Source organism: Zoogloea sp., assembly GCF_041911615.1.
Taxonomy (GTDB): Bacteria; Pseudomonadota; Gammaproteobacteria; order Burkholderiales; family Rhodocyclaceae; genus Zoogloea.
Window position 1 is genome coordinate 1 of sequence record NZ_JAYROR010000135.1, and the last position, 25,786, is coordinate 25,786.

At 70.2% G+C, this 25,786-nt stretch carries 22 protein-coding genes and 1 tRNA gene; 12 read left to right on the forward strand and 11 right to left on the reverse strand.

The genetic code is table 11. The annotated features are described in order from the left end of the window. Positions 1-667, reverse strand: a 667-nt coding sequence (locus tag ACE3P2_RS17835; protein ID WP_374266947.1) for a 2Fe-2S iron-sulfur cluster-binding protein, incomplete at its 3' end; no start/stop codon positions are given. A 172-nt stretch (positions 668-839) separates the two neighbouring features. Between ACE3P2_RS17835 and ACE3P2_RS17840 the strand changes: the two genes are divergently transcribed. Next, positions 840-924, forward strand: a tRNA-Leu gene (locus ACE3P2_RS17840). A gap of 94 nt (positions 925-1,018) precedes the next feature. Here ACE3P2_RS17840 and ACE3P2_RS17845 read toward each other — a convergent pair. Continuing rightward, positions 1,019-2,236, reverse strand: a complete 1,218-nt coding sequence (locus tag ACE3P2_RS17845; protein ID WP_374266949.1) for a SpoIIE family protein phosphatase — start codon at positions 2,234-2,236, stop codon at positions 1,019-1,021. Between the two features lie 117 nt (positions 2,237-2,353). Between ACE3P2_RS17845 and ACE3P2_RS17850 the strand changes: the two genes are divergently transcribed. Further along, a complete protein-coding gene (locus ACE3P2_RS17850) occupies positions 2,354-3,388 on the forward strand; it encodes an adenosine deaminase (RefSeq protein WP_374266951.1) in 1,035 nt (344 codons plus the stop codon). A 10-nt stretch (positions 3,389-3,398) separates the two neighbouring features. Here the strand turns inward: ACE3P2_RS17850 and ACE3P2_RS17855 are convergent, their stop codons facing one another. The 5 genes from ACE3P2_RS17855 to ACE3P2_RS17875 all read right to left on the reverse strand — a co-directional run bounded on the left by ACE3P2_RS17855 (position 3,399) and on the right by ACE3P2_RS17875 (position 7,129). Beyond that, on the reverse strand, positions 3,399-3,944 hold the full coding sequence (locus ACE3P2_RS17855; protein WP_374266953.1) for a glutathione peroxidase: 546 nt from the start codon (positions 3,942-3,944) through the stop codon (positions 3,399-3,401). Positions 3,945-4,073: 129 nt separating this feature from the next. Further along, positions 4,074-5,021, reverse strand: a complete 948-nt coding sequence (gene lipA / locus ACE3P2_RS17860; protein WP_374266955.1) for a lipoyl synthase — start codon at positions 5,019-5,021, stop codon at positions 4,074-4,076. 17 nt (positions 5,022-5,038) lie between these two features. After that, entirely contained in the window at positions 5,039-5,659 is a 621-nt protein-coding gene (gene lipB, locus ACE3P2_RS17865) for a lipoyl(octanoyl) transferase LipB (protein ID WP_374266957.1), read from the reverse strand. Next, positions 5,656-5,925 carry a YbeD family protein gene (locus tag ACE3P2_RS17870; protein WP_153162826.1) on the reverse strand — a complete coding sequence of 90 codons (270 nt, stop codon included), beginning with the start codon at positions 5,923-5,925 and terminating at the stop codon, positions 5,656-5,658. Before ACE3P2_RS17870 ends, lipB begins: the two co-directional genes overlap by 4 nt. A 79-nt stretch (positions 5,926-6,004) precedes the next feature. Then, a complete protein-coding gene (locus tag ACE3P2_RS17875) occupies positions 6,005-7,129 on the reverse strand; it encodes a D-alanyl-D-alanine carboxypeptidase family protein (protein WP_374266959.1) in 1,125 nt (374 codons plus the stop codon). Positions 7,130-7,244: 115 nt separating this feature from the next. On the opposite strand from ACE3P2_RS17875, the gene ACE3P2_RS17880 reads away from it, so the two are divergent. From ACE3P2_RS17880 to ACE3P2_RS17900, 5 genes are all read left to right on the forward strand, one after another. After that, positions 7,245-7,553, forward strand: coding sequence for a hypothetical protein (locus tag ACE3P2_RS17880; protein WP_374266961.1), 309 nt, complete (start codon positions 7,245-7,247; stop codon positions 7,551-7,553). A gap of 117 nt (positions 7,554-7,670) precedes the next feature. After that, a complete protein-coding gene (locus tag ACE3P2_RS17885) occupies positions 7,671-8,960 on the forward strand; it encodes a TolC family protein (RefSeq protein ID WP_374266963.1) in 1,290 nt (429 codons plus the stop codon). After that, positions 8,957-10,114 carry an efflux RND transporter periplasmic adaptor subunit gene (locus tag ACE3P2_RS17890; RefSeq protein WP_374266965.1) on the forward strand — a complete coding sequence of 386 codons (1,158 nt, stop codon included), beginning with the start codon at positions 8,957-8,959 and terminating at the stop codon, positions 10,112-10,114. Before ACE3P2_RS17885 ends, ACE3P2_RS17890 begins: the two co-directional genes overlap by 4 nt. A gap of 3 nt (positions 10,115-10,117) precedes the next feature. After that, positions 10,118-13,234, forward strand: coding sequence for an efflux RND transporter permease subunit (locus tag ACE3P2_RS17895; RefSeq protein ID WP_374266967.1), 3,117 nt, complete (start codon positions 10,118-10,120; stop codon positions 13,232-13,234). Further along, positions 13,231-13,572 carry a P-II family nitrogen regulator gene (locus ACE3P2_RS17900; RefSeq protein ID WP_374266970.1) on the forward strand — a complete coding sequence of 114 codons (342 nt, stop codon included), beginning with the start codon at positions 13,231-13,233 and terminating at the stop codon, positions 13,570-13,572. Before ACE3P2_RS17895 ends, ACE3P2_RS17900 begins: the two co-directional genes overlap by 4 nt. Here ACE3P2_RS17900 and ACE3P2_RS17905 read toward each other — a convergent pair. Beyond that, positions 13,569-15,599 (reverse strand): TonB-dependent receptor plug domain-containing protein, encoded by a 2,031-nt coding sequence (locus ACE3P2_RS17905; RefSeq protein ID WP_374266972.1) that lies wholly within the window; start codon positions 15,597-15,599, stop codon positions 13,569-13,571. The genes ACE3P2_RS17900 and ACE3P2_RS17905 overlap by 4 nt on opposite strands. A gap of 181 nt (positions 15,600-15,780) precedes the next feature. Next, the gene (locus ACE3P2_RS17910) at positions 15,781-17,280 is read right to left on the reverse strand and encodes a DegQ family serine endoprotease (RefSeq protein WP_374266974.1); all 1,500 of its coding nucleotides are present in this window, start codon (positions 17,278-17,280) and stop codon (positions 15,781-15,783) included. Positions 17,281-17,508: 228 nt separating this feature from the next. Here ACE3P2_RS17910 and ACE3P2_RS17915 point away from each other — a divergent pair, with 228 nt between their 5' ends. After that, positions 17,509-18,423, forward strand: coding sequence for a hydrogen peroxide-inducible genes activator (locus ACE3P2_RS17915; protein ID WP_374266976.1), 915 nt, complete (start codon positions 17,509-17,511; stop codon positions 18,421-18,423). Positions 18,424-18,450: 27 nt separating this feature from the next. Here ACE3P2_RS17915 and ACE3P2_RS17920 read toward each other — a convergent pair whose 3' ends face one another. Beyond that, complete coding sequence (locus tag ACE3P2_RS17920) at positions 18,451-19,065, reverse strand: 5-formyltetrahydrofolate cyclo-ligase (protein ID WP_374266978.1); 615 nt, start codon at positions 19,063-19,065, stop codon at positions 18,451-18,453. Positions 19,066-19,105: 40 nt separating this feature from the next. Between ACE3P2_RS17920 and ACE3P2_RS17925 the strand changes: the two genes are divergently transcribed. The 4 genes from ACE3P2_RS17925 (at position 19,106) to ACE3P2_RS17940 (ending at position 25,524) form a co-directional block, all read left to right on the forward strand. Then, positions 19,106-21,097: a transglycosylase SLT domain-containing protein gene (locus ACE3P2_RS17925; protein ID WP_374266980.1), complete on the forward strand. Its 1,992-nt coding sequence runs from the start codon at positions 19,106-19,108 to the stop codon at positions 21,095-21,097. Between the two features lie 71 nt (positions 21,098-21,168). Beyond that, positions 21,169-22,125 carry a complex I NDUFA9 subunit family protein gene (locus tag ACE3P2_RS17930; RefSeq protein WP_374266982.1) on the forward strand — a complete coding sequence of 319 codons (957 nt, stop codon included), beginning with the start codon at positions 21,169-21,171 and terminating at the stop codon, positions 22,123-22,125. Between the two features lie 2 nt (positions 22,126-22,127). Further along, positions 22,128-23,384 (forward strand): multifunctional CCA addition/repair protein, encoded by a 1,257-nt coding sequence (locus ACE3P2_RS17935; RefSeq protein ID WP_374266984.1) that lies wholly within the window; start codon positions 22,128-22,130, stop codon positions 23,382-23,384. A gap of 46 nt (positions 23,385-23,430) precedes the next feature. Beyond that, the gene (locus ACE3P2_RS17940) at positions 23,431-25,524 is read left to right on the forward strand and encodes a transglycosylase domain-containing protein (protein WP_374266986.1); all 2,094 of its coding nucleotides are present in this window, start codon (positions 23,431-23,433) and stop codon (positions 25,522-25,524) included. On the opposite strand, the gene ACE3P2_RS17945 is transcribed toward ACE3P2_RS17940, so the two are convergent. Beyond that, positions 25,489-25,686 (reverse strand): DUF2905 family protein, encoded by a 198-nt coding sequence (locus ACE3P2_RS17945; protein WP_374266988.1) that lies wholly within the window; start codon positions 25,684-25,686, stop codon positions 25,489-25,491. The two genes, ACE3P2_RS17940 and ACE3P2_RS17945, sit on opposite strands and share 36 nt — an antisense overlap. Positions 25,687-25,786: the final 100 nt, after the last annotated feature.

The window sequence follows — 25,786 nt, forward strand, 5'->3', positions numbered from 1 at the left end:
CGACCAGGCGCGCGTCGGGCCGCGCGAGGCGGGCGGCGGCGAGCGCGGCGAGGCTGCGCGGCGCGCTGAAGCGCTCACCGCCGGCGTGGTAGTCGAGGTCGGGGGCCGTCGCCAGGGCGTCGAGGGCGACGCGCAGCGGCGCGCGGTCGAGGGCCACGCGGGCGCGGGCGCGCGCCACCGGTAGCGCGTCGACGATCGGTCGGTAGCCGGTGCAGCGGCAAAGGTTGCCGGCCAGCGCGTCGGTCACCTGGGCGCGGTCGGCGTCGGGGTGGTTCTCGTAGAGCGCGAACAGCGCCATCGTGAAGCCCGGGGTGCAGAAGCCGCACTGGCTGCCGTGACCCTCCACCAGCGCCTGCTGCACCGGGTGCAGGCCGCCGCCGGCGAGGGACGCGAGGTCTTCGACGGTGAACAGGGCCTTGCCGTCGAGCATCGGCAGCAACAGCAGGCAGGCGTTGGCCGGCGCGAGGCGCACGCCGCCGGGGGCCTCGTCGTCGCGCTCGCCCAGCACCACGGTGCACGCGCCGCAGTCGCCTTCGTTGCAGCCTTCCTTGGTGCCCGTGGCGAGGCCGGTCTCGCGGAGGTATCGGAGAACGGTATGCGTGGGCGGCAGACCATCGATCCGGTGGATGGCTCCGCGGAAATGGAACTGGATGGGGCGCTCGATCATGGTCCGAACCCGTCTCTGCGTCGGTGCCGCGGCGGCCCGGGCCGCACGTGGCGTGCAGACCACGTTATCACAAGGCGGCGGCGCCCGCAGCGAATGCGGGGCTTGACAGCCGCCTCAGATGGGCTATACTCCGCGCCCTTCTGTGCTCCTGTTTTTTCGGGTGCGCCGGAGTGCCTTGGTGGTGAAATTGGTAGACACGCTATCTTGAGGGGGTAGTGACGCAAGTCGTGCGAGTTCGAGTCTCGCCCAAGGCACCAATAGCTGTTCCGCAGTGTTCCGAATCAGGCCGGTAAGCCCAGTAAAATCAAGGGTTCCGGCCTTTTTTGCGTTTACTCGCCGGGGCCCGGGCGCCTAGGCCGGGCAGTCGATGACCAGCACCGAGATGTCGTCGTGGGCCGGGCAGGTGTCCAGGTGGGCGGTGAGGGCGTCGCGCAGGCGCGCGATCAGGTCGGTGTCGCGCGGACAGGCGAGGGCGTCGGCGAGGCGCAATTCGCCGAAGGCTTCGCCGCCGGGGCCGGTGGCTTCGATGACGCCGTCCGACAGCAGCACGAGGCGGGCCGGGGCGGTCCAGGCGAGGGTTTCGATGGCGTCGATGCCGGCGTCGTCCCGCGACACGCCCAGAGGCAGGTTGCGCGATTCGAAGCAGCGCAGCACTTGGCCGGTGTCGTCGAGCAGGTGCACGCCGGGAATGCCGCCGACCCACACCTCGCCGCGGTGCGCGGCCTCATCGAGGCACACGAAGGCGGCGGCGACGAAGCGGCCGGCCGGCAGCGAGTTGGCGAGCACGAAGTTGATCGACTCGACCATCGTGGCGAGGCTTTCGTCCTGTTCGACGAGACGGTAGAACTCCTGAACCACCGGCAGCACGCTCACCGCGGCGGCGAGGCCGTGGCCGGTGGCGTCGGCCAGCAGCGCGAAGAGACGGCCGTCGGGCGCGCGGGCGGCGAGGATCAGGTCGCCCGAGAAGTGGGTGGCCGGCATCACGGTGTAGCGCACGCCGGCCTGGCGGATCAGGTCGGTGCGGATCTGGTGGTCGAGGATGCGGCGGGCCATCTTCGCCTCGCGTTCGTGCTCTTCGTAGTGGTGCTGGAGGATGCTGGCTTGCTCGGCGACCTTGGTTTCGTTGAGCTTGTTGGCGGTGTTGTCGCGCAGGGTTTCGACCACCGCGACGAGCTGGCCGGCGTCGTCGAAGACGGGGCCGGCGTCCACCACTAGATAACGTCGCTCGCCGCGCGCGGGCATCACGCACCAGTTCTCGGCGTGCACGCCGAAGGCCGGCGTGTCGGGGGCGTCGTGGGTGGTGTAGAGCTTGTCGATGGCGGTCCAGTCGTTGTCGGCGACGAGGTCGGCGAGGCACGGGCGCGGGCTGTCGTAGAAGGCCCGCCAATGGTCGCGGGTGCCGATCACTTCGTCCGCCCGGATGCCGGTGAGGCGCTCGCAGGCGTGGTTCCAGATCAGCACGCGTCGCTCGGCGTCGAGGACGAAGGTGGGGACCACGAGATGCGCCATCAGCGTGATGGCGAAGCTGGTGGCGTGGCCGTGGTCCGGGGCGGCGGGCTGAGGGGACATGGCGGTTCTCCGGCGAGGTCGATCGGGCGGGGGCGAGCCTGTTTACGGCGTGGCGGCGCCGATCTTTTGCCGTCGGCGGGTAAGATGGCCGTATCGTGTCCGACCGGAGTCGCCGCCATGTCCACCGATCCGCTGAACCTCGCCCTGGCGATGCCCAAGGCCGAGCTGCACCTGCACATCGAAGGCACGCTGGAGCCCGGCTTGGCCTTTGCGCTGGCGCGCCGCAACGGGGTGACGCTGCCCTACGCCGACGAGGCGGCGCTGGCGGCGGCTTACGATTTCGACAGCCTGCAGTCCTTCCTCGATCTGTACTACGCCTGTGCCGACGTGCTGCGCACGCGCGCCGATTTCCGCGACCTGATGCGCGCCTATCTGGCGCGGGCGGTGGCCGACGGGGTGGTCCATGCCGAGATCTTCTTCGATCCGCAGACCCACACGGCGCGCGGCGTTCCGTTCGAGACGGTGCTCGCCGGGCTGGAGGACGGGCTGGCCGAGGGTGCGGCGCGCTGGGGAATCAGCGGAAGGCTGATCCTGTGCTTCCTGCGTCATCTTTCCGAGGAAGCGTGTCTGGCGGCGCTGGACGAGGCGATGCCCTTCATCGGGCGCATCCACGGCTTCGGGCTGGATTCGTCCGAGCGCGGCCAGCCGCCGTCTAAGTTCGCGCGGCTGTTCGCCCGCTGCCGGGCGCTGGGCAAGCCGGTGATGGCCCACGCCGGCGAGGAAGGCCCGCCGGCTTACATCGTCGAAGCCCTCGACGTGCTCGGCGCGCAGCGCATCGACCACGGGGTGCGTGCGGTGGAGGACGCGGCGGTGCTCGCCCGGCTGGTCCGCGAGGGGGTGCCGCTCACCGTCTGTCCGCTGTCGAACACGCGGCTGTGCGTGTTTCCGACGATGGACGCGCACAGCCTGCCGCAACTGCTGGCGGCGGGCGCCAAGGTGACGATCAACAGCGACGACCCGGCGTATTTCGGCGGCTACCTGGGCGCCAACATCCGTGCGGTGCAGGCGGCCTTCGGGCTGGACGCGGCGACCTGGTACCGGCTGGCCCGCAACAGCTTCGAGGCGAGTTTCGCGACGGACGAAGAAAAAGCCGGGTGGATCGCCTGGCTCGATGCGTTCTTTGCCGCCGCCGGGGTGGCGACGGCGGCGTGAAGGCCGGCGCTCAGGCGGCGAGCGCGGCTTCGATGGCGGCCACCAGCTTGTCGGCGTCGGGCGTGGTGTCCGGCGCGAAGCGGCGCAGCACCCGGCCGTCGCGGCCGATCAGGAACTTCTCGAAATTCCACAGCACCTCCGGGGCGGCGGTGGGCTCGATCTTGTAGCCGCGGAGCATGTCTTCCATGCCCGCGCGGTCTTCGGTTGCCGGCTGGGCGGCGGTGAGGGCCGCGTACAGCGGGTGCTTGTCCGGCCCGGTGGCGACGAGCTTGCTGAACATCGGGAACTGTACGCCGAAGTTGGCGGTGCAGAAGCTGGCGATCTCGGCGTCGCTGCCCGGCTCCTGGCCGGCGAAATCGTTGGCGGGGAAGCCCAGTACCGCGAAACCCTGGTCGCGGAAGCGTTCGTGGAGCTTCTCCAGCCCTTCGTACTGCTTGGTGAGGCCGCACTTGGAGGCGACGTTGACCACCAGCAGCACCTTGCCGGCGTAGTCGGCGAGGGTGGCGGGGGTGCCGTCGATCTTCTTGAGGGGGATGGTGTAGAGGGATTGGGTCATGGGGGTCTCCTGAGGTTGGGGGCGTTGTTGTTGTCGAATGGGACGGACTCCCGGCGGGATCCGGGAGTTCCCCGCCGAAATGGAAATGCCCCGCCGGAGCGGGGCATTGCGGGGCCGGGCCTGGGTGGTTTAAACCACGCCGGCGCCATGCGCCTGCTGGTCGGCCCAGTAGCTGGAGCGGACCATGGGGCCGCAGGCGGCGTTCTTGAAGCCCATCTTGAGCGCTTCGGTCTCGAACATCTTGAAAGTGTCGGGATGCACGTAGCGCAGCACCGGCAGATGGCCGCCGGAGGGCTGCAGGTACTGGCCGATGGTGAGCATTTCGACGTCGTGGGCGCGCATGTCGCGCATGACTTCGAGGATTTCGTCGTCGGTCTCGCCGAGGCCGACCATCAGGCCGGATTTGGTGGGCACCTCGGGGTGGCGCGCCTTGAATTGCTTGAGCAGCTCGAGGGAGTAGGCGTAGTCGGCGCCCGGGCGGGCCTGCTTGTAGAGGCGCGGCACGGTTTCGAGGTTGTGGTTCATGACGTCGGGCGGGGCGGCGTCGAAGATTTCGAGGGCGATGTCCATGCGGCCGCGGAAATCCGGCACCAGCACCTCGATGGTGGTCTTGGGGCTGGCTTCGCGGGTGGCCCGGATGCAGTCGACGAAGTGCTGGGCGCCGCCGTCGCGCAGGTCGTCGCGGTCGACGCTGGTGATCACCACGTAGTTGAGGCGCATCGCCGCGATGGTCTTGGCCAGATCGCCGGGCTCGTTGGCGTTGAGCGGCTCGGGGCGGCCGTGGCCCACGTCGCAGAACGGGCAGCGGCGGGTGCAGATGTCACCCATGATCATGAAGGTGGCCGTGCCCTTGCCGAAGCATTCGTGGATGTTGGGGCAGGAGGCTTCCTCGCAGACGGTGTGCAGCTTGTGCTCGCGCAGGGTGTCCTTGATCTCGTTGAAGCGCTCGACCTCGGCACCGGCGCCGAGCTTGATGCGGATCCACTCGGGCTTTTTCAGGCGTTCGGCCGGGACGATCTTGATCGGGATGCGGGCGGTCTTTTCGGCGCCGCGCTGCTTGCGGCTGTCGGTGCTCATCGGGCTGCGTCCTTTGGTCAGGCGGTGGGGGCGACGGCGTCGGGGAAGTGCCGCTGCAGGTGGCCGAGCAGGCGTTCGGCGACGGTGTCGGGGTCTTCGGTGACGCCGAAGTCCTTGAGTTGGATGGTCTTGAGGCCACTATAGCCGCAGGGATTGATCCACGTAAATGGTGTCAAGTCCATATCGACGTTGAGGGATAGGCCGTGGTAGCTGCAGCCGTTCTTCACACGCAGGCCGAGGGCGGCGATCTTGGCGCCGTGGATGTACACGCCGGGCGCGCCGTCCTTGCGGCGGGCGTCGAGGCCGTAGTCGGCGATGCAGTCGATGAGGGCCTGTTCGAGCAGATTGACCATCTCGCGCACCTTGAGGTGGCGGCGGTGCAGGTCGAGCAGCAGGTAGGCCACCACCTGGCCGGGGCCGTGGTAGGTGATCTGGCCGCCGCGGTCGATCTTCACCAGCGGGATCGCGGTGGGGTGGATCAGGTGTTCGGGCTTGCCGGCCTGGCCCAGCGTGTAAACCGGCGGGTGCTGGACCAGCCACAGTTCGTCCGGGGTGGCGGCGTCGCGGGTGGCGGTGAATTCCTGCATCGCCCGCCAGGTGGGCTCGTAGGGGGCGACGCCGAGGCGGCGGACGATCACAGGACGACCTTCACCATCGGGTGCGACGACAGCTCGCGGTACAGGTTGTCGAGCTGCAGCTGCGAGGTGGCGTTGAGGGTGCAGGTGATTGCCAGGTAGTTGCCCTTGGACGAGGGGCGCATCTGCATCGAGCCGGGCTCGAAATCGGGGGCGTGGCGCAGCACGACCTCCAGCACCGTCTGGGCGAAGTGGTCGACCCGCGCGCCCATGATCTTGATCGGGAACTCGCAGGGAAACTCGAGCAGGGTCTGGCGTTCTTCGGTCATGGCGGGCTCCTTGGGCGGGGAAAAAGCAACGGGCGCCCACCGCATATGGGGGCGCCCGTGGCGTTTTGCTAGGCCCGGCTTACAGGTTCTTGAACCACAGGCGGATGGCGTCCCACATGCGGCCGAACCAGCCGGCCTGGGGCACCTCGTCGAGGGCGACGATCGGATAGTCGCCCACCGGCTTGCCGTCGAGGGTGAGCTGCAGGGTACCGACGGTCTGGCCCTTGGCGAGCGGTGCCATCAGCGGCTGCTGGCTGACGACGTTGGCCTTGAGCTTGGCGACGTCGCCCTTGGGCAGGGACAGCACGAAATCGTTGAGGAAGCCGGCCTTCACGATGTTCTCGCTGCCCTTCCAGACGCGGAACTCGTTCACCGCCTGGTTGGCGCTGTAGACCTTGACCGTGTCGTAGGCCAGGTAGCCCCAGTTGAGCAGCTTCTGGGATTCCTGGGCGCGCACGCTGTCGCTGGTGGTGCCGACGACGACCGACAGCAGGCGGCGGTCGTTGCGCTTGGCGGAGGCGATCAGGCAGAAGCCGGCGCTGTCGGTGTGCCCGGTCTTGACGCCGTCGACGGTCGGGTCGATGAACAGCAGGCGGTTGCGGTTGGGCTGCTTGATCTTGTTGTAGGCGTATTCCTTGATCGAGTAGATCGGGTAGAACTCGGGGAAGTCGCGGATGATCGCGGTGGCCAGGATCGACAGGTCGCGCACGGTGGTGAGGTGCGACGGGTGGGGCAGGCCGGTGGCGTTCTCGAAGTGGGTGTTCTTCATGCCCAGGCGCGCGGCTTCCTTGTTCATCAGCTGGGCGAAGGCTTCTTCGGAGCCGGCGATGGCTTCGGCCAGCGCCACGCAGGCGTCGTTGCCCGACTGGATGATCATGCCGTGGATCAGCTCATCCACCGTGACGGGCTTGAGCGGCTCGATGAACATCTTGGAGCCCGGCACCTTCCAGGCCTTCTGGGACACCGGGATGGTCTGGTCGAGGGCGAGGGTCTTGTTCTTGATGGCGGCGAAGGTGAGGTAGGCGGTCATCAGCTTGGTGAGCGAGGCCGGCTCGATCTGCTGATCGGGCTTCTCGGCGGTGAGCAGCTGGCCGGAGCCGACGTCGAGGAGCAGCCAGGCCTTGGCGGCGACCGGCGGAGGCGTCATCTGGGCGAAAGCGAGCGCCGGGACGAGCAGCAGGAACAGGATGATGCGATGCAGCATGGTGGGGGCCAGAGCGGTAAAACCGCGATTATAGTCACGCTGGCGCCGCCGTTCGCCCTGGAATTTTCGCTTTCGACGGGAACTCCCGGCGGCCCGCCGGGTCTCCCTTGCTGCAATGCAACCCCTTCGTCGAACGCTCTCTCGCCTGCTCTCCCTGACGCTCGCCTGCCTCGTGCTGGTGTGGGCGGGGGCCGCTAGTGCCGAGGAGGCTTACGACTCCGCCACTGAGCTGGTCGAGCAGGTGCAGTTCGACCAGCTGACGGCCCTCGACAACGGCATCGACGGTCCCCACGACTGTCCGGCCTTCGTCAGCAGCTTTGCGCTGCCGACGCGGGTGCTGCTGGAGATGCGGGCCGAAACGCCATTGCCGCGTTTCCGCTCGGTGCTGCCACAGCCCACCTCGCCGCCTCCCAGGCGCGTCTGATTCCCGCCTGATCCCCCGCTGGGCGCTCCTGCGTCGGCCTTCGTGGCCGCCGTCGGGCGCGCGGCTCCGTGTTTCCGTGCATTGAAAGCGGCGCGCCCGGCGCGTCGAAGGAATCCCATGTCTACGAAATTGGTTCTGGCCGTCGCCCTCGCGGTGGCGGCCGCCCCGTCCCTGGCCGCGCCTGTCGCGCCGGCCGGCACCCCCGCCGTGCGTCCGGCGCAGGCGCTGGCCACGCCCGTTTATTCCCTGTCCGCGCTGCGCGCGCTGGCCCGCGACGGGCATCCGGCCCTCGCGGCGGCGGCGGCCCAGGTGGATGCCAGCCGCGCCCAGGTGATCGGCGCCGGCGCCTATCCCAATCCCGAGGTCGAATTTCTCGCCGGCCGCACCCAGGCCCGCGTGCCGGGGGCCGTCGCCGGCGGCGCCCAGAACCTCAGCGTGCAGCAGCGCCTCGACAACCCGTGGCAGCGCGAGGCGCGCATCGCCGCCGCGCAGTCGGGGCTGGAGGCGCGTCAGGCCGAGCGCCGCGGCTTCGAGTCCGACCTGCTGGCGCGCTTGGAGCAGCGCTTCTTCGAGATGCTGCGTCGTCAGGCCGAAGAGCGCGCGACGCGGGAGGATCTGCTCCTGGCCGAGCAGATTCGTGCCAAGGTGGCGGTGCGCGTCGATACCGGCGAGGCGCCGCGCTACGAGCTCATCAAGGCCGACACCGAGTTGCTCAACGCCCAGAAGGCCGCCGAGAGCGCGGCCCTGCGCGTCGCCCAGGCCCGCGCGGCCCTGCGCGCCGTGGTGGGGCCGGCCCTGGGCGGTCAGTTCCAGCTCGAAGGCACCCTGGCCGGCTCGGTGAGCGTGCCGCCGCTCGACCTGCTGCGCGACGAGCTGCGCGCGCGCAACCCCGAACTGCGCCGCAGCGAGGCCGAGGTGCGCCGCGCCGAGCGCCAGCTCGAACTGGAGCGCCTGCGCCGCCAGCCCGATGTGGCGTTGAAGTTCTCCGAAGATCGCGACCACGAGCTGCGCGACACCCGCGTCGGTGTCGTGGTGACGGTGCCGGTGTGGGATCGGCGCCAGGGGCCGGTCGCCGAGGCCGGCGCCCTGCTGGCCAAGAGCCGCAGCGAGCAGGCCGGCCAGATGCTGGTGCTCGAACAGGCGCTGGAGACCGCCTACCGCCAGTACGAGATCGCCAGCACCCAGGTCAGCGCCCTCGAGAACGGCATCCTGCGCGAGGCCGAGGCCGCGCTGCGGGTGGCCGAGGCTGCCTACCGCTTCGGCGAGCGCGGCATTCTCGACTACCTGGACGCCCAGCGGGTCTTCCGTGCCGCCCGCAACGAACTCATCGCCGCCCGCTACGAACTGCAGCTGGCCGTCATCGAAATCGAGCGCCTGCGCGCCGCCAACCTCGAGGATTCGCAATGAAATCCGCTCCCTCCCGTCTGCTGACCCTCGTGCTGTGCGCCGCCGTGCTGGCGGCCTGTGGCAAGGCCAAGGTCGAATCCCCCGCCCCGGCCAAGCCGGACCCGGCCCGCATCGAACCGGGCGACGCCCTCAGGGCGCAGCTCAAGGTGGCGCCACTGGCGCTGGCGCCGGTGACGGATTCGCTGCGGGTGGCCGGCCGCATCGCCTTCGACGAGCAGCGCCTGGCGCGCATCGGCGCCACCGTGACCGGCCGCGTGGCCGACCTGCACGCGCAACTGGGCGACGAGGTGAGGCCGGGCTCGGTGCTGGCGGTGATCCACAGCACCGAGCTGACCACCGCCCAGCTCGCCTACCTCAAGTCGCGCACCACCGCCGAGCTCAACCGTCGCGCGGTGGAGCGCGCCCGGGTGCTGGTGCAGAACGACGTGATCGGCACCGCCGAGCTGCAGCGCCGCGAGACCGAACTGGCGCTGGCCGAGGCCGAGCGCAAGGCGGCGGCCGACCAGCTGCGGGTGCTGGGCCTGTCGGACAAGGCCATCGAGGCGCTGGGGCGCAACGGGGCGATCTCGTCCACCACGCCGGTGGCCGCCACCCTCAGCGGGGTGGTGGTGGAGCGCAAGGTGACGCCGGGCCAGGTGGTGCAGCCGTCCGACGCGCTGTTCACGGTGGCCGATCTGTCGCGCCTGTGGGCCGTGGCCCAGGTGCCGGAGGAGCAGTCCGGTCAGGCCCGGGTGGGCCAGAGCGTCACGGTGGAAGTGCCCGCGCTCGATGGCGAGCGGGTGTCCGGCAAGGTCATCTACGTGGGGCAGATCGTGAACCCGCAGACGCGCACGGTGCTGGTGCGGATCGCGCTGGACAACACCGATGGCCGCCTCAAGCCCGACATGCTGGCGACCATGCTGATCGAGGGTAAGCCGAAAGATCAGTTGGTGGTGCCGGCCAGCGCGGTGGTCCGCGAGGACAACACCGATTACGTGTTCGTGGCCGAGGACGAGGCGGCCGGTCGCTACCGGCTCACCAAGGTGGCGCTGGGGCCCGAGACCCGCGGGCAGCGCCCGGTGCTGGACACCGCGGTGAAGCCGGGGAGCCGGGTGGTGGTGGAGGGCGCCTTCCACCTGAACAACGAACGCCGACGCATTCTGCTGGGGGGTTGAGCGATGATCGAATCCCTCATTCGCGGCGCGCTCAAGCAGCGCGTCGTGCTGCTGGTGGTGGCCGTCGCCTTGCTGGTGGCGGGCCTTCTGGCGGTCAAGAAGCTGTCGGTGGACGCCTTTCCCGATGTGACCAACGTGCAGGTGCAGGTGGCCACTGAGGCGCCGGGGCGCTCGCCGGAGGAGGTGGAGCGCTTCGTCACCGTGCCGGTGGAGATCGCGATGACTGGCCTGCCGGGCCTCACCGAGATGCGCTCCCTCAACCGTAACGGCATCTCCATCGTCACGCTGGTGTTCACCGACAAGACCGACGTGTTCTTCGCCCGCCAGCTGGTGATGGAGCGGCTCATCGAGGTGATGGGGCGGATGCCCGCCGGCGTGGCGCCGGTGCTCGGCCCGGTGACCACCGGCCTGGGCGAGGTGTTCCAGTACACGCTGGAGCACCCGGACGACCGGGGGGCCGACGGCAAGCTCAAGCAGCTCACCGAGGCCGAGCTCATCGAGCGGCGCACCGTGCAGGACTGGGTGGTGCGTCCGCTGCTGCGCTCGGTGGCGGGCGTGGCGGAGATCAACTCCCAGGGCGGCTTCGCCAAGCAGTACCAGGTGAAGGTGAATCCCGACCGGCTGCGCTACTACCAGCTCACCGCCCACGAGGTGTATCGCGCGCTGGCGGCCAACAACGCCAACTCGGGCGGCGGCGTGCTGCCCCTGTATGCCGAGCAGCTCATCATCCGCGGCCAGGGCCTGATCCGCAGCGTCGAGGACATCAGCCTCATCGTCGTCAAGGAGGTGGGCGGCACGCCGGTCTACGTGCGCGACGTGGCCGAGGTGGACCTGGGCGCCGAATCGCGCCAGGGCGCCATCCTGAAGAACGGCGAGACCGAGGCGGTGGCAGGCATCGTGCAGATGATCCGCGGCGGCAACGCGCGGGAGATCGTCGAGCGCCTGAAGCTCAAGGTGGCCGAGATCAACCAGAAGCAGATGCTCCCAGGCGGGCTGCAGATCGTGCCCTTCTACGACCGCACCGACCTCGTCAATGCGGCGATGTTCACCGTCGGCAAGGTGCTGGCGGAGGGCATCCTGCTGGTGATCGTGGTGCTGTTCGTGTTCCTGGGCGACGTGCGCTCGTCGCTGATCGTGGTGGCGAACCTGATCCTCACGCCGCTGCTCACCTTCATGGTGATGAACCGCTACGGGATTTCGGCCAACCTGATGTCCCTGGGCGGTCTGGCGATCGCCATCGGCCTGATGGTGGACGGCGCCGTGGTGGTGGTGGAGAACGCCTTCGTGCGCCTGGGCGAGCGCGCCCGGAGCGGCGAGTCGGCGGTGCGCATCATCTTCGACGCGGCGTCCGAGGTGGGCAAGCCGGTGCTGTTCGGGGTGGGCATCATCATCCTGGTGTTCATGCCGCTGCTGTCGCTGGAGGGCATGGAGGGCAAGATGTTCGCGCCCCTGGCGCTGACCATCGGCATCGCCCTCACGCTGTCGCTGCTGCTCTCCTTCACCCTGACGCCGGTGCTGTGCTCCTACCTGCTCAAGGGCGGCGACGAGCACGACACGCGGGTGGTGGCCCTGCTCAAGCGGCCTTACCTGCACCTGCTCGACAAGGCCCTGGCCCATCCCAAGGCCACCACGCTGGCGGCGGTGGGCGCGTTTGTCGCGAGCCTGGCGGTGGTGCCGCTGCTCGGCAAGTCGTTCATCCCGACGATGCAGGAAGGCGCGCTGACGCCGGTGATCGTACGGGCGCCGAACATCTCCCTGGACGAGTCGATCAAGATGGAGTTCGAGGCGCTCAAGCGCATCATGGAAGTGCCCGGCGTGAAGATGGTGGTGTCGCGCCTGGGACGCGGCGAATCGGCCTCCGACCCGGGCCAGCCCCACGAGTCCGATCCCATCGTGTCGCTCCAGCCGAAGGACGCGTGGCCCGACGGGTGGACCCAGGACGACATCGCCAACGAGATGCGCGAGCGCCTCAAGAGCCTGCCCGGCGTGGAGCTTGCGATTTCCCAGCCCATCGCGGCGCGGGTGGACGAGATGGTGTCCGGCGTGCGCTCCCAGGTGGCGATCAAGCTGTTCGGCGACGATCTGGATACCCTGCGCGCGGTGGGCGAAGACATCTCGCGGGTGCTCACCTCCGTGCCCGGCGCCACCGACCTGCGGGTCGAGCGGGTGTCCGGCCAGAGCTACCTCAACATCCAGATCGACCGCGCCGCGATCGCCCGCCACGGCATCAACGTGGAGGACGTGAACGAGCTGATCGAGATGGCGGTGGGCGGCAGGGTGGCCACCGAAGTGTACGAGGGCGAGCGGCGCTTCCAGCTGCTGCTGCGCTACCCGGCGATGTACCGCAACAACGCCGAGGCGATCGGCAACATCGTGCTGCGCTCGCCCAACGGCGCCGTGGTGCCGCTCCACGACGTGGCGCGCATCGAGGTGCTGGACGGCCCGGCGCAGATTTCCCGCGAGTCCGGCAAGCGCCGGCTGGTGATCGGCGCCAACGTGCAGGGGCGCGACCTCGGCAGCTTCGTGGCCGACGCCCAGGCGCGCCTCGCCAGCGAGGTGACGCTGCCGGAGGGCTATTACCTGCAGTGGGGCGGACAGTTCGAGAACATGGAGCGGGCCATGACGCGCTTGGCGGTGATCGTGCCGATCACCGTGCTGGCGATCTTCTTCCTGCTGTTCGTGCTGTTCAACTCGGCGCGCTACGCCGGCCTGATCATCACCGTGCTGCCGCTGGCGTCGATCGGCGGGCTGTTCGGGCTGCTGGTGGCGGGCGAATACCTGTCGGTGCCGGCGGCGGTCGGCTTCATCAACCTGTGGGGCATCGCGGTGCTCAACGGGGTGGTGCTGGTGTCCTGCGTGCGTCAGCTGCAGGCGGCCGGGATGAGCCAGGCCGAGGCAGTGCGCGAGGGCTGCCGCCAGCGCTTCCGCCCGGTGATGATGACCGCCAGCGTGGCGCTGCTGGCATTGATCCCGATGCTGTTTTCGACCGGCCCGGGCTCGGAAGTGACCCGTCCGCTGGCAGTGGTGGTGATCGGCGGCCTGGTCAGCTCGACCGCCCTGACGCTGCTGGTGCTGCCGGTGCTGTACCGCTGGTTCGAGGAAAAGGAGATCGAGGCATGAAGGAAATCAAGGCGGTCGTCCGCCCCCAGAAACTGCCCCGTCTGCGCGAGGTGCTGCGGGCCTACCCCGGTTTTCCCGGGATGACCATCACCCGCGCGGTGGGCTGCGGCGCCACCGCGCGCCACATCCCCAGCACGATCAAGGAGGAGCTGACCGATTTCTCCGACAAGGTGCGCATCGACATCGTCTCGCCGGACGACCTCGTCGATGCGCTGGTCGAGCTGATCGTCCAGGTGGCCAGCACCGGCCAGACCGGCGACGGCCTGGTGTGGGTGACCGACATCCAGCGCGCGGTGTTCATCCGCCGCACGCTGGATGGCGGGGCTCCGGGGGGTTAGAGCTCGAGGCTGAAGGAAATCCAGCCCATCGTGGCGGCCGGGTTGACCGGCTTGCCCAGATGGGCGGGCAGACACTGCTCGGAGCGATCGGTGATCTCCTGGTGGCGGCTGCCCAGGTTGATGCCGTTCACCGCCACCTCGGCCCGTCGCCCGTCGAGGCGGAAGGCCCGGGCGATGCGCAGGTCGCCGGTGGTGTAGGCGCGGGCGGCGTAGTCGCAGCCCGGCACGTAGCCGTAACCGCCGGCCAGCGGGCCCATGCGCAGCAGGCTGGCGGTGCTCGACCAGCCGTTGGCGTAGCTCTGCAGCCAGGTCAGGCTGGCGCTGTAGGGCGCGGTGCGCTTGAGAATTTCCGGATCGTCGCTGCGCCGGTCGATGAGGGTGTGGCTGAGCAGGATTTCGGTGCCGCTGCGCGGCTTGGCGCGGAGCTGGTATTCGATGCCGCGCAGCTCGACCGGCGAGTCGAGGTTGATGAACTGGCTGCTCGGCAGCGGCAGGATCGCGCTGCCGGCCGGCACGGTGCGGCGGATCACGAAATTGGTGATGCGCTCGTTGAAGATGCGCACGTCGAGCGTCGAATCGAGGGCCTGGAAACGTCCCAGGTAGCCGATCTCGACAGTGTCGACGCGCGGCACCCGCAGCTCGGGGTTGGGCTGGTAGGGCCACGCCAGCAGGGTGTTGGGCTTGGCCGGGTCGTAGGCGCGCACGTCGCTGTAGAGCTCGAAAAGGTTGCGCTGCTGCCAGGCGCGGGCGTAACCGGCGCGGAAGGTGTCGCGCGGGCCGGCCTGCCAGTTCACGAAGACGCGCGGAATGAACTGCGGCACCAACGGGCCGTTCTTTTCGAGCAGTCCGCCCAGGTTGAGCTGCCAGTCGGGGGTGAGGCGCCAGTCGAGGTTCGAGAAGGCCCGGTGCATTTCCGCCACCGGCGGCGTCCCGCCCACGAACAGGAAGGGCGCGTGGGCCTCGTCGCGTCGGGTTTCGAGCCCCCACACCAGCCGCGCCTGGGGCGCCAGGGCGAAACGGTGCTGCAGCTCGACGTTGGTGCGACTGGCGGACCGGTTGCGGTCGAGGGGCACCGCCGGGTAGGTGGGGGGCGCCGAGGCGAGCCAGCGGTCGTGGCCGACCTCGTGGTTGCGGTACAGGCTCACCAGCCATTCCTCGTCGTCGCTGATGGTGCGGCGCCAGGTGAGGTGCAGGGTGCTGTCTTCGGCCGTGGCGCTGCGCTCGGCGTTGTTGCCGAAGGTCGAGTCGGGGTAGCCCAGGTCGCGGCTGATGTGGCTGTAGCCGGCCCGCAGCGTCAATTCGTCGCGGGCGTTCAGGCGGTAATCGCTGCGCAGGCTCAGGGTGCGGTTGTCGCGGCTGTCGCGCAGGCTGCCGAAGCCGCTGTCGCGGGTGCGCGCCGCCGAGATGCGGACGCCGAGCCCGTCGCCGCCGCCGCTCCAGCTGGTGTGCAGGTCGGCCAGCCCGTGGCTGCCGAGATTGGTCTGCGCCGTGGCGCCATGATCCTGGTGGCTGTGACGGGTGATGATGTTGATGACGCCCAGGAAGGCGTTGGCGCCGTAGGCGTTGGAATTGGTGCCGCGCACCACTTCGATGCGCTCGATTTCCTGCAGCGTCAGCGGCAGGGCCGACCAGTCGACGCCGCCGAAGGCGCTCGGGGCATAGACCGACCGGCCGTCGATGAGCACCTGGATCTCGGTCGGGTAATCGCTGCCCAGGCCGTGGTAGGTGACCCACTGGGCGTGGCCGCGCTCCTGGCCGATCTGCATGCCCGGCACCAGCCGCAGCAGGCGGGCCACGTCGCGGTAGCCGGTGGCGCGGATGAAGTCGCGGTCGAGGATGGTGACCGCGCCGGGGGCTTCGTTGAGCGCCTGGGGCAGGCGCGAGGCCGACAACACGGTGGGCAGCTCTTCGAAGAACAGCCTTTCGCCGCTCTCGCTGGCCGACCCGGCGTCGCCAGCGATACCAGGCAGGGAGAACAGGGCGGTGAAGGTGAAGAGCAGGAACCGACGTGACGACGGCAGGGACATCGGGCTTTATCGTTGTTATGACCGGTACGGGAGGCTGCCGCGCCGGCACCGCCCCGATTTTCCCGATTATAAACAGCCTCTCCCGCCCCGAGCGTGGTAAATCGTGACGCCCGTCGTGAGCCTTGTCCTGGTCGCGGAAAGAGAACGGCGCCCCGTCGGGCGCCGATTCGTTTTAAGGTGTTCAGTCGAGCCGCAGGGGCACGAAGATGCGGTTGCCGCCGCGCTGGACGAGGAGCGCGAAGCGATTGCCGGCGCCGTCGAGCTGCTTGCGGAACTGTTCGATGCCGCTGATCGACTGGTTGTTCACCCCGACGATCACATCGCCGGCCTGCAGTCCGGCGCGCGCCGCCGGCCCGCTCACCCCGTCCACCACCACCCCACCGGGCACGCCGAGGCGCGCCGCCTCCTGGGCGGTGAGGGCTCGTCCGGTGAGGCCGAGCTTGCCGCTGGCGGCTTCGTTCTTGCGTTCGGGGCTGGCCGCGGCGGCCAGCTTCTCGGTGCTCTGCTCGCCGAGGGTGACGTTCACCTCGCGGGCCTTGCGGTCGCGCCAGATCGACAGGCGCACCACCGAGCCGGGACGCTGGTCGCCGATGATGCGCGGCAGGTCGGCGGAGCTGTCGATCTTTTGGCCATTCACGCCGAGCACCACGTCGCCGCTCTGCAGCCCGGCCTTTTCGGCGGGCGAGCCGGGCTCGACGTTGGCGATCAGCGCGCCGCCGGGCTTGTCGAGGCCGAAGTTCTGGGCCAGGTCGGCATCGAGCCCCTGGATCGCGACGCCCAGCCGCCCGCGCGAGACCTTGCCGTACTTCTGGAGCTGGTCCTTGACCTTCATCGCCACGTCGATCGGGATCGCGAACGAGATGCCCATGAAGCCGCCGGAGCGCGAGTAGATCTGCGAGTTGATGCCGATCACCTCGCCCGCCAGGTTGAACAGCGGGCCGCCCGAATTGCCCGGGTTGATCGCCACGTCGGTCTGGATGAAGGGCACGTAGTTCTCGTCGGGCAGGCGGCGCGCCTTGGCGCTGATGATGCCGGCGGTCACGGTGTTCTCGAACCCGAACGGCGAGCCCATCGCGACCACCCACTCGCCCACCTTGCTGTGCTCGGCGTCGCCGGTGCGCACCGCCGGCAGGCCGGTGGCGTTGATCTTGAGCAGCGCCACGTCGGTGCGCTTGTCCACGCCCACCACCTTGGCCTTGAACTCGCGCTTGTCGGTGAGGCGCACGGTGACTTCGTTGGCGCCATCCACCACGTGGGCGTTGGTCAGCACGAAGCCGTCGGCACTGACGATGAAGCCGGAGCCGACGCCCTGCTGGATCTGCTCCGGCGAGCGTCCGCCGCCTCCGCCGGGCATGCCCGGCACCGGTACGCCGAAGCGGCGCAGGAAGTCGTAGAACGGATCGCCGGCGAAGGGGTCGTCGCCGTTGCCGCCACCACCGCGGGTGAGCCGCTGGGTGGTGCTGATGTTCACCACCGCCGGTCCGACCTGTTCGACCAGCGCGGAGAAATCCGGCAGCCCGTAGCGTCCGGCGGGCGCGGCCGGGGCGACGGCCGGCGCCACCGCGGGAGCCGGCGTCGCGGCGTGGGAGGGCGAGATCGCGCCGCCTTCCTGCAGGCAGCCGGCAAGGGCCAGGGCGATCGCGGAGGCGACGAGGGTCGAGCGGACAACGGCAGGTTTCATGCGTGGCTCCTGAATTGGCACGGGACTATGGACGACGCGGGCGGCGGCCTGTTCCCGGTTCGAACAAAGGCTTACAAAAGCGCAGCGGCCGGGCACCCCGGTGATGTGCCTGAAAATGGGGGCGCGACGCCGGATTTCCAGTCCTGGCACCGCGATCTTCATTATCCACTTCCCATTTCATGGGTCCGATGTATAGTTAATCACTATCGTTCTCGCCGGGGGTGACCCATGACGCTTACCGATCTCCGCTATCTCGTCGCACTGGCCCGCGAACGGCATTTCGGGCACGCCGCGGAGCGCTGCAACGTCAGTCAGCCGACCCTGTCGGTCGCCATCAAGAAGCTCGAGGACGAGCTCGCGGTGACGCTCTTCGAGCGCAGCGCCGCCGATGTGAAGATCACCGACATCGGTGCGCGCATCGTCGCCCAGGCCGAGAAGGTGCTCCTCGAGGCCGGCCAGATCAAGGAACTCGCCACCGCCGGCCGCGACCCGCTGTCCGGCCCGCTCAAGCTCGGCGTGATCTACACCATCGGGCCCTACCTGCTGCCGCACCTCATTCCCCGCGTGCATCAGGCGGCGCCGTCGATGCCGCTGCTGATCCAGGAGAACTACACCGCGCGGCTGGCCGAATCGCTCAAGCGCGGCGATCTGGACGTGATCGTCATCGCGCTGCCCTTCGAGGAGCCGGGCATCGTCACCCAGGCGGTGTACGACGAGCCCTTCCGGGTGCTGATGCCCGCCGGCCACGCCTGGGAGCAGGAGGCGGCGATTCCCGCCAAGCGCCTGGCCGAGGAGCAACTGCTGCTGCTCGGCGCCGGCAACTGCTTCCGCGACCAGGTGCTGGAAGTCTGCCCCCTGTGCCGCCCCGGCGAGGGCCTGCAGCGCACCCTCGAGGGCAGTTCGCTGGAGACGATCCGTCACATGGTGGCCACCGGTGCCGGGGTGACGGTGCTGCCGAGTACCGCCGCGGCCCCGATTCCGGGCGGCAACCCGATGCTGACGGTGCGTCCCTTCGAGGCGCCCGAGCCGTCCCGCCGCATCGCGCTGGCGTGGCGCGTCACCTACCCGCGCAGCGGCGCCATCGACGTGATCCGCCAGGCGATCCTCGCCAGCCCCCTCGACGGCGTGCGGCCGGTGCGCTGAGTCGTCCTGCGCCGGCCGGTGCGGCGCTCAGGCGCTGGTGCGCCAGCAGCCCGCCTCGGTGACCAGCCAGTCCATCGGCTGGTCGTGGGGCTGCGGCCAGCAGGTGTCGGCGCGGGCCAGCTCGAAGGCCACGCCCACGGTGGGCGGGGCCGGGTCGAGGGCGGCAAGCGTGCGGTCGAAGTAGCCGCCGCCGTAGCCAAGGCGGTAGCCGGCCGCGTCGAAGGCATTGAGCGGCACGAGGATCAGGTCGGGGGCGAGGCGTTCGTCGCCGCCGGGGATCGGGATGCCGTGATGGTCGGTGGCCATCGGCGCGTCGGGCGTCCAGCGCAGGAAGCCCATCGGCTGCGCCGGGTTCAGCACCACCGGCAGCGCTGCCTGCCGCGCCGGCTCGGCGGCCAGCCAGCGACGCACCCACGGCACCAGGTCGGCCTCGCCGCGCCAGGGCCAGCAGAAGGCCAGCCGCATCGGGGCGAGGCGGGCCACGAGCGCGTCGAGTTGCGTCTCGATCCGCGCCGTGAGGGCCGCGCGGGTCGTCGGGGGCAGCGCTTCGCGGGCGGCGATGCGGGCGTTGCGAAGGTTTTTGCGCAGGGTGGCGATTTCGCTGCCGGATCGGGCCGGCGAGGCGGGGAAGGGCGAGGTCACTGTGCTATTCTCCGGCGGCATTTTGGCGAGACGTAGAGCAATGAAGAATAGCGCGTGGGCCGTTCTGGCGGCAGTGTTGTGGATGGCCATGCCGGCCGGCGGCGATCCCGGCGACGAGCGGATCCTGCTGGCCAAGGACGCGGCCCGGGGCGGTGATCGCGGCCGTCTGGCCCAGCTGGCCCCGCCGACCGGACACGTCCTCGACCTCTATCCCGAATACTGGGCGCTGTCCAACATGCTGGCCCGCCCTAACGACGTCGATTACGCCCGCATCCGCGACTTCCTGCAGCGCTACCCGGGCAGCTGGCCGGCCGAGAAACTGCGTGCCGACTGGTTGCGCTTCATGGGCAAGCGCGGCGATTTCGGCCCCTTCGTCGCCGAGTTCGACAAGCTCGAGCAGCCCGAGCAGGATCTCAAGTGCTACTACAGTCAGGCCCGCCTCGCGAGCGGCGACCCCGACGTGCTGGCCGAAGTGCGCCCGCTGTGGTTCTCGCTGGTGGATACGCCGGAGGCCTGCGTGCCGGTGCTGCAGGCGCTGGTCCGGGAGGCGATGGTGAGCCCCGACGAGATGTGGGGCCGCGTGCGCCGGCTGATGGAAGCCAAGCGCGTCACCGGCGCCCGCGCCGTGGCGAGCTGGCTGCCCGCCGACCAGCAGCCGGGCCCCGCCGATCTCGACAAGGCGGCCGCCAATCCGTCCACCTGGCTCGACCGCATGCCGATCAACTTCTCGGCCAGCCGTGCCGGACGCGAGCTGGCGCTGATGGCCCTGGCCCGACTCGCCCGCGACGACCCGCAGGGCGCCTACGCGCGCTATCTCGGCATCAACGAACGTCTCTCCGCCGCGGAGCGCGGCTACGTGCTCGGCCAGATCGGCTGGCAGGCCGCCACCAAGCTGATGCCCGACGCCAACACCTGGTTCCGGATGGCCGGCGACACCCCGATGTCCGAAGACCAGGCCGCCTGGCGGGTGCGGGCCGCCCTGCGCGCCGGCGACTGGAAGGCCGTCAAGGGCGCCGTCGAGGCCATGTCCGCCGAGCAGCGCAGCCAGCCCGACTGGACCTACTGGCTCGGCCGCGCCCAGCAGGCGCTGGGCAACCGCGAGGCGGCCCGCAAGGCGTTCGAGCGCATCGCCGGGCATCCCACCTTCTACGCGATCCTCGCCGACGAGGAGCTCGGCCGCAGCTTCACGCTGCCCCGGAAGGCGCGGCCGATCAGCACCGAGGAATTCGACCAGACCCGCAACGCCCCCGGCATCCAGCGCGCCGTGGCCCTGTTCCGCCTCGATCTGCGCACCGAGGGCACCCGCGAGTGGAACTGGGCGCTGCGCAATCGCGACGACCGCTTCTTGCTGGCCGCCGCCCAGCTCGCCCAGCAGCTCGGCATCTACGACCGCGCCATCAACGCCGCCGACAAGACCCGCAACGAGCACGACTACAGCCTGCGCTACCTCGCCCCCTACCGCGAGCGCATCGAGCCCAACGCGAAGAGTCGCGACCTCGACACCGGCTGGGTGTACGGCCTGATGCGCCAGGAGAGCCGCTTCGTCACCGCCGCCCGCTCGGGCGTCGGCGCCCAGGGGCTGATGCAGATCATGCCGGCCACCGGCAAGTGGGTCGCCGGCAAGCTCGGCATGAGCGGCTACAACGTCGGCTGGCTGCAGGACCCGGATACCAACGTGATGCTCGGCACCACCTACATGCGGATGGTGCTCGAAGGCCTCGACAACCACCCGGTGCTCGCCTCCGCCGCCTACAACGCCGGCCCCGGCCGCGCCAAGCGCTGGAAGGACGCCAAGCCCCTCGAGGGCGCGATCTACGCGGAGAGCATCCCCTTCAACGAAACCCGTGACTACGTGAAGAAGGTGATGGCCAACTCCATCGTCTATTCCGCGCTCCTCGACGGCCGCGCGCCGTCGCTCAAGGCGCGCCTCGGCACCATCGCGGCGAGCGACGGCAGCCTTTCTGGCGTCGGCAGCGCCGCGCCCGGGGCAGGGCTCGACACGCCATCGGCGGGGGCCGGCTCGGGCGAGTGAGCCGCGCCGGGGAATTCCGCGCCGCTTTGCCGATCCATGTCGTGCATGACTGAACTTTCCGGAGCCCGCCCATGAATACGCCCAGCAAGATCCTCGTCGTCGGTGGCAGCGGTTTCGTCGGCACCGCCGTCGCCAGCCGTCTGACCCGCGACGGGGCGCGCCTTGTAGTGCCGACCCGCCGCCGCGAACGCGCCCGCCACCTGCTCACCCTGCCCGCCATCGAACTGGTCGAGGCCGACGTCTTCGATCCGCCGACCCTGGCACGCCTGATGGACGGCGTCGACGCGGTGGTCAGCCTGGTCGGCGTGCTCCATTCCCGTCCCGGCGCGCCGTGGGGGCCCGATTTCGCGCGCGCCCACGTCGAACTGCCGACGCGTCTCGTCACCGCCGCCCAGGCGGCGGGCGTGCGCCGGCTGGTGCACGTGAGCGCCCTGGGCGCCGACGCCGCGGGCCCGTCCGAGTATCAGCGCTCGAAGGCCGCCGGCGAAGCCGCGATCCGCGCCGCCGGCACCGGGCTGGCGTGGACGATCCTGCGACCGTCGGTGATCTTCGGTCCCGGCGACAGCTTTCTCAACCTCTTCGCCGGGCTGGTGAAGCGCTTTCCGCTGCTGCCCTTGGGCGGGGCCACGGCGCGCTTCCAGCCGGTGTTCGTCGGTGACGTGGCCGACGTGGTGGCCGCATCCCTGGTCCGCCCGGACGCTGTCGGCCAGACCTTCGAGCTCGCCGGCCCGCGGGTCTACACCCTGCGCGAGCTGGTCGAATACGTCGGCCGGGTCAGCGGCCACCCCTGCCCGGTGATTCCGTTGCCCGAAAGCCTGGCGATGTTCCAGGCGACGCTGCTCGAATGCCTGCCGGGCCCGTTGATGAGCCGCGACAACGTGCGTTCGATGCGTGCCGACAACGTCGCGGCGGGGGTTGCGCAGCCCTGGGGCCGCGTGCCGACGCCCCTCGAGGCCGTCGCGCCGGCCTACCTCGGCACCGCCAACAAGCGCGCTCGCCTCGCCGCCGGGCTGCTGCGCCGCGATTGACGATGAAGACCTACTGCGTGGGCGGCGCGATCCGCGACGAACTGCTCGGCCTGCCGGTCAAGGATCGCGACTGGGTCGTCGTCGGCGCGACCCCGGAAGCCCTGGTCGCCGAAGGCTACAAGCCGGTCGGCAAGGATTTTCCGGTCTTCCTGCATCCGCGCACCCACGAGGAATACGCGCTGGCGCGCACCGAACGCAAGACCGCGCCGGGCTACGCCGGCTTCGTGTTTCACACCGATCCGTCGGTGACGCTCGAAGAAGACCTCGCCCGCCGCGATCTCACCATCAACGCCATTGCCCGCGACGCCGAAGGCGGCCTCGTCGACCCCTACGGCGGCCAGCGCGACCTCGCTGCGCGGGTGTTCCGCCACGTCAGCCCGGCCTTCGCAGAGGACCCGGTGCGCATCCTGCGCCTCGCCCGCTTCGCCGCCCGCTTCGCCGACTTCCGCGTGGCGCCCGAAACCCTCGCGCTGATGCGTGGCATGGTCGCCGCCGGCGAAGTGGACGCGCTGGTGCCCGAGCGGGTCTGGCAGGAGATCGCCCGCGGCCTGATGGAGGCTCGCCCGTCGCGGATGATCGAGGTGTTGCGCGACAGCGGCGCCCTGGCGCGCCTGCTGCCGGAGGTGGAGCGCCTGTTCGGCGTGCCCCAGCCTGCCGTCCATCACCCCGAGGTGGACTGCGGGCTGCACCTGCTGATGGTGCTCGACGTGGCCGCCGCCAGCGCCCAGCCGCTGCCGGTGCGGCTCGCCTGCCTGCTCCACGACCTCGGCAAGGGCGTCACCCCGGCCCACCTGCTGCCCCACCACCATGGCCATGAAGCCGCCGGCGAGGCGCTGGTGCGGGCGGTCTGCGAGCGTCTCAAGTGCCCGGCCGACTGCCGCGACCTGGCGCTGATGGTGGCCCGCGAACACGGAATCGTCCATCGCGCCCTCGAACTGCGGGCCGCCACTGCGGTGAAACTCGTCGAGCGGTGCGACGGCCTGCGTCGGCCCGAGCGTTTCGCGGCGATGCTTGACGCCTGCGCCTGCGATCACCGGGGCCGTGGTGGCCGCGCGGATCGGCCCTACCCGCCGCGCGAGCGCCTGCTCGCGGTGCTCGAGGCCGTGCGCGGCGTCGACGCCGGGGCCATCGCCCGGGGCGTAACCGACAAGTCGCGGATTCCCGCCGAAGTGCATGCCGCCCGGGTGGCCGCGGTGCGGGCGCTGGGTCTGGTGGGTGACACGATTGTTGACAATCCCATGCCCGCAGCCGGGCAGTAGTCCCGCGTCCGGGGAGGCGGCGAGGGGCATACAATCCCGCCCAGCCATGTTCCACAGCCACGTTTTTCCCGCGTTTTCCCCGCTACTCCGGCAGATCGCGCTGGTGCTGCTCGGTGCCGGCGTCGCCACCGCCGCGGAGGCGACGCAGCCGATCCCGGCCTTCGCCGACGTCAAGTCGGGCGCCACCCCTTCGGTGGCGGTGCTCCTTGCCCGCGACGGCACGCCACTGGCCGAGCGGCGCATCAACACGCACGTGCGGCGCCTCGAATGGGTGCCCCTGGCAAATCTTTCGGCGCCGCTCAAGGAGGCCATGCTGGTCGCCGAGGACAAGCGCTTCTTCGAACATTCCGGCGTCGACTGGCGCGCCTTCGCCGGCTCGCTGTGGCACAACCTGTGGTACGACCGCAAACGCGGCGCTTCCACGCTGTCGATGCAGCTCGCCGGGCTGCTCGATCCGGAGCTGGCCCTGGGCCGCGACGGCGCGCCGCGTCGCTCCATCGGGCAGAAGTGGGACCAGGCCCTCGCCGCCCAGGCGCTGGAGGCGCGCTGGACCAAGGAGCAGATCCTCGAGGCCTACCTCAATCTGGCGCCGTTCCGCGGCGATCTCCAGGGCGTGCACGCCGCCGCCCGCGCCCTGTTCGGCAAGACCCCGGCCGAGTTGGGCCGGCCCGAGGCACTGATCCTCGCGGTGCTCCTGCGCGGTCCCAACGCCAAGCCCGAGATGGTCGGCCGGCGTGCCTGCCTGCTCGCCGAGCGGCTCAACGCGCCGTCTGCCTGCGGCCCGGCCCAGCGCCTGGCCGATAACAACCTCGACCGCCAGCAGACCGCACCGCGCTGGGAGCTTGCGCCCCACCTGGCGCGTCAGCTCCTCCAGCACGCCGGCGAGCGCCTCGTCACCACCCTCGACGCCGATGCGCAGCGGCTGGCCCTCGCCGCCGTGCGCCGGCTCGGCAGCGGCGACGCGGCGGCGGTGGTCATCGACAATGCCACCGGCGACGTGCTGGCCTACGTCGGCGCTCCCGATGCCGGCCAGCCCGACCACGCCGGGATTCTGCGCGGCGCGGGTCCGCTGCTGCTGCCTTTCGCCTACGGTGTCGCGCTGGAGCGGCGCCAGCTTACCGCCGCCACGCTGCTCGATGAATCCCTCGCCAATCACGCCCCGACCCATCCGGACGAGCGCCTGTGGGTGAGCGCCCGCCGCGCCCTCGCCGACAGTCTCGGCGAGCCGGCCCAGGTCGTCCTGCGGATGAGCGGCGACGCCCTCGCCGAACGCCTGCGCCAGGCCGAGGTGGATCTTGCCCGCGGCGGGCTGGCCGACCTGGGGCTGCTGCAGCTGGCCGGCCTGTATCGCAGCCTCGCCAGCGGCGGTCAGTGGCTCGCGCCGCGCCTGACGCCGGGCGGCGATCGCACCCCCCGCCGCCTGCTGCGGGTCGAATCCGACTTCATCGTCGGCGACATCATCACGGCGCTGGACGCCGACGGCAATCCGCAGCCCTTCGCGCTGCGCCACTACGTGCCGGACGGCCGCGAGTCGCTGCTGGCGGGCTATTCCGACCGCTTCAGCGTGGCGCTGTGGGCCGGAGGCAGCCGGGCGCTGCCCGCCCAGGCCGGGGCGGCATGGGCCGAGATCCTGCGCGGTCTGCACCGCAACCAGCCGGCCCAGCGGCCACTGCCGCCGCCGGGGGTCGTGTCGACGCTGGTGGCCTTCGAGCCGCCGGTCGAGAGCGCCCGTCGGGAATGGTTCATCCGCGGCACCGAGGTGGATCGGGTGGCGCTGCCACGCAACCCGCCGCGCATCGCCCAGCCGGGCAACGGCATGCTGGTGGATGCGATGGCGCTGGTCGAGGACGACAGCTTCCGGGTGCATTTCGAAGCGACGCGCGTGCCCGCGGGGGCCGGTTGGCGGCTCGATGGCGAACGCTTCGGCACGCCCGCCGTAGCGGCCGGCGGGAACGGAAACGGGATGGTGGGCGGAAACGGCGGCACAACGCTGCGTACCGCGTGGCGGCCGGTGGCGGGGCGCCACGTGCTCGAATTGCTGGGGCCCGACGGCCAGGTGCTCGACAGCGTGACCTTCGCGGTCCGGGCGCCGCTCGAGCCCGTATCAAAGCCAGCGGAAGACGAGCCAGGCCAGCAGTGACATCAGCAGCGTGCTGGTGAGCGGAATGTGGATGTGACGCCCGAAGACGTCGAAATGCAGATCACCGGGCAGGTGCCCGATTTTCCATTGCCGCAGCGGCAGGCTTGAACTCAGCCCCGACACCACTGCCAGCACGACGATTGCCAGTAACCACTTGAGCATCGGCCCTCACGCAGGCTTCGAAAGAAACGCTTCGACCATCGTCGGTTTCTTCCGGGCCTGGGGAGGGCCGATGGGAATGCAGCTCGACGACACGCAGCCC

Bases quoted from the DNA above. Each gene is read 5' to 3' on its own strand.
- lipA (WP_374266955.1), bottom strand. From the start codon at position 5,021: ATGAGCACCGACAGCCGCAAGCAGCGCGGCGCCGAAAAGACCGCCCGC.
- ACE3P2_RS17940 (WP_374266986.1), top strand. From the start codon at position 23,431: ATGTTCCACAGCCACGTTTTTCCCGCGTTTTCCCCGCTACTCCGGCAG.
- ACE3P2_RS17890 (WP_374266965.1), top strand. From the start codon at position 8,957: ATGAAATCCGCTCCCTCCCGTCTGCTGACCCTCGTGCTGTGCGCCGCC.
- ACE3P2_RS17925 (WP_374266980.1), top strand. From the start codon at position 19,106: ATGAAGAATAGCGCGTGGGCCGTTCTGGCGGCAGTGTTGTGGATGGCC.
- ACE3P2_RS17895 (WP_374266967.1), top strand. From the start codon at position 10,118: ATGATCGAATCCCTCATTCGCGGCGCGCTCAAGCAGCGCGTCGTGCTG.
- ACE3P2_RS17905 (WP_374266972.1), bottom strand. From the start codon at position 15,599: ATGTCCCTGCCGTCGTCACGTCGGTTCCTGCTCTTCACCTTCACCGCC.
- ACE3P2_RS17855 (WP_374266953.1), bottom strand. From the start codon at position 3,944: ATGACCCAATCCCTCTACACCATCCCCCTCAAGAAGATCGACGGCACC.
- ACE3P2_RS17875 (WP_374266959.1), bottom strand. From the start codon at position 7,129: ATGCTGCATCGCATCATCCTGTTCCTGCTGCTCGTCCCGGCGCTCGCT.
- ACE3P2_RS17930 (WP_374266982.1), top strand. From the start codon at position 21,169: ATGAATACGCCCAGCAAGATCCTCGTCGTCGGTGGCAGCGGTTTCGTC.
- ACE3P2_RS17885 (WP_374266963.1), top strand. From the start codon at position 7,671: ATGTCTACGAAATTGGTTCTGGCCGTCGCCCTCGCGGTGGCGGCCGCC.
- ACE3P2_RS17900 (WP_374266970.1), top strand. From the start codon at position 13,231: ATGAAGGAAATCAAGGCGGTCGTCCGCCCCCAGAAACTGCCCCGTCTG.
- ACE3P2_RS17870 (WP_153162826.1), bottom strand. From the start codon at position 5,925: ATGACCGAAGAACGCCAGACCCTGCTCGAGTTTCCCTGCGAGTTCCCG.
- ACE3P2_RS17845 (WP_374266949.1), bottom strand. From the start codon at position 2,236: ATGTCCCCTCAGCCCGCCGCCCCGGACCACGGCCACGCCACCAGCTTC.
- ACE3P2_RS17880 (WP_374266961.1), top strand. From the start codon at position 7,245: ATGCAACCCCTTCGTCGAACGCTCTCTCGCCTGCTCTCCCTGACGCTC.
- ACE3P2_RS17910 (WP_374266974.1), bottom strand. From the start codon at position 17,280: ATGAAACCTGCCGTTGTCCGCTCGACCCTCGTCGCCTCCGCGATCGCC.
- ACE3P2_RS17935 (WP_374266984.1), top strand. From the start codon at position 22,128: ATGAAGACCTACTGCGTGGGCGGCGCGATCCGCGACGAACTGCTCGGC.
- ACE3P2_RS17945 (WP_374266988.1), bottom strand. From the start codon at position 25,686: ATGCTCAAGTGGTTACTGGCAATCGTCGTGCTGGCAGTGGTGTCGGGG.
- ACE3P2_RS17915 (WP_374266976.1), top strand. From the start codon at position 17,509: ATGACGCTTACCGATCTCCGCTATCTCGTCGCACTGGCCCGCGAACGG.
- ACE3P2_RS17850 (WP_374266951.1), top strand. From the start codon at position 2,354: ATGTCCACCGATCCGCTGAACCTCGCCCTGGCGATGCCCAAGGCCGAG.